The sequence below is a fragment of the Pseudomonas sp. MWU12-2319 genome (genome assembly GCF_023242525.1).
Lineage (GTDB): Bacteria > Pseudomonadota > Gammaproteobacteria > Pseudomonadales > Pseudomonadaceae > Aquipseudomonas > Aquipseudomonas gingeri_D.
The window spans coordinates 1-1,964 of record NZ_JALJES010000048.1 but is presented as its reverse complement, the minus strand read 5'-3'; the positions used below and the strand labels follow the sequence as shown (position 1 = coordinate 1,964).

At 61.8% G+C, this 1,964-nt stretch carries 2 protein-coding genes; both read left to right on the top strand.

What is annotated here, in order from left to right:
* Positions 1–84 precede the first annotated feature (84 nt).
* Entirely contained in the window at positions 85–1,110 is a 1,026-nt protein-coding gene (istA, locus tag M5C01_RS32665; protein ID WP_152742432.1) for an IS21 family transposase, read from the top strand.
* Positions 1,107–1,889, top strand: a complete 783-nt coding sequence (gene istB, locus M5C01_RS32660) for an IS21-like element helper ATPase IstB (protein ID WP_152742433.1) — start codon at positions 1,107–1,109, stop codon at positions 1,887–1,889. The genes istA and istB overlap by 4 nt, the downstream gene beginning before the upstream one ends.
* Positions 1,890–1,964: the final 75 nt, after the last annotated feature.

Genomic DNA, 1,964 nt, shown 5'->3' with positions numbered 1-1,964 from the left:
TGTCACCGCCAATGTAAAACTGACCCCCTAACGCCGAAGCAAATTTGACCCCCTGGGCGATCATGGTGGCTTTGAGCTGCCGAGATGTTGACCCAGGAGCAGTCAGTGGAAATTAGGGTATTGGCCCGTCAGGGCATGGGCATCAAGACCATCGCGCGCACTCTCGGGCTGTCGCGCAACACCGTTCGCAAGTACCTGCGTGGCGAAGCCGAGCCACCGCGTTATCCGGCACGGGAACCGCGTCCGGCCAAGCTCGATCCCTTCAAGACCTATCTACAAGAGCGTATCGAGGCGGCCCGGCCACATTGGATTCCTGCCACCGTGCTGTTGCGTGAGATCCAGGCTGAAGGCTATGCAGGCGGCGTCAGCCAGCTAAAGTCCTACTTGGCGCCATTCAAGCGCCCACGCCATGACCCAGTGGTGCGCTTCGAGACTTCGCCCGGCCAGCAGGTGCAGGTAGATTTCACCACCATCCGCAGGGGCCGCAACCCGCTCAAGGCTTTCGTCGCCACGCTTGGCTACAGCCGTGCCACCTTCGTCCGCTTCGGTGCCCGCGAGGACAGTGATGCGTGGTTGGACGGCTTGCGTGAGGCCTTTGTCTATTTCGGCGGGGTGCCAGAGGAGGCGCTGTTCGACAACGCCGGCGCGATCATCCTGGAGCGCGACGCCTATGGCATGGGCCTGCATCGTTGGCATCCCCGGCTGCTGGCACTGGCCGATGAATACGGCTTTCGCCCTCGTGTTTGCCGACCCTATCGGGCCAAGACCAAAGGCAAGGTCGAGCGCTTCAACGGCTACCTCAAGGGCAGTTTCATCACGCCGCTGGCGGCCACGCTCAAGAGCGCGGGCTTGCCGTTGGATGTGGCCACCGCCAACGCGCATATCGGTCGTTGGCTCGACGAAATCGCGCATCAGCGGATTCATGGCACCACCGGAGTAAAGCCAGCGATACGCCTGGCTGAAGAGCGTGATGTCTTGCTGCCCCTGCCAGCTGGCGGGGTTATGACAGCCCCGGCGATCACCTCGCTGCGGCTGGGACGGGTTCTACCGCACGAGAGCTTGCAGCACCCGCTTTCGGTCTACGATGAGTTGCTGGAGTGGAGCCGATGAACCTGCAACATGCCCGCATCATCGAGCTGTGCCAGCAGCTCAAGCTTGAACGGATGGCTGTGGACTGGGCTGGCTTGGCACAGCAAGCAGCGACTCAGGAACAGAGCTTCGCCGACTTCCTGGAGCAGCTTCTGCGCGCTGAAGCCGAGGCACGCACCGAGCGCTCGCGACAGACCTTGCTGAAGATGGCGACACTGCCTGCCCTCAAGACATTGGAGCAATACGATTTCGCCTTCGCCAGCGGTGCGCCGCGAGCGCAATTGCAGGAGTTGGCGGGGCTGAGCTTCGTCGAGCGCGCCGAGAACATCGTCCTGCTCGGGCCCAGCGGCGTAGGCAAGACGCACTTGGCTTGCGCCTTGGCCTATCGTGCGACCCTGGCAGGTATCAAAACCCGTTTCATCACCGCCGCCGACCTGATGCTGCAACTCGCTGCCGCACATCGCCAGGATCGTCTGAAGGAGTATTTCAACCGCGCGGTGATGGGCCCTCGGCTGCTGGTAATCGACGAAATTGGGTACCTGCCTTTCGGACGCGACGAAGCCAATCTGTTCTTCAACGTCGTCGCCCGCCGCTACGAGCGCGGCAGCATGATCCTCACCAGCAACCTGCCGTTCACCCAGTGGGCCGGCACCTTCGCGGATGACCAGACGCTGACAGCAGCGATGCTCGATCGGCTGTTACACCACGCACACATCGTGCAGATCTCGGGCGACAGCTATCGCCTCAAGGACAAACGTAAGGCCGGTACCAGCCCGACACGGGCAGTGAAAACCGTTTAGAAACAGGCCGAGGGGGTCAAATTTCAATCGGCGAAAAGTGAGGGAAAGGGGTCAGTTTTGGGCCGGCGTTGACAA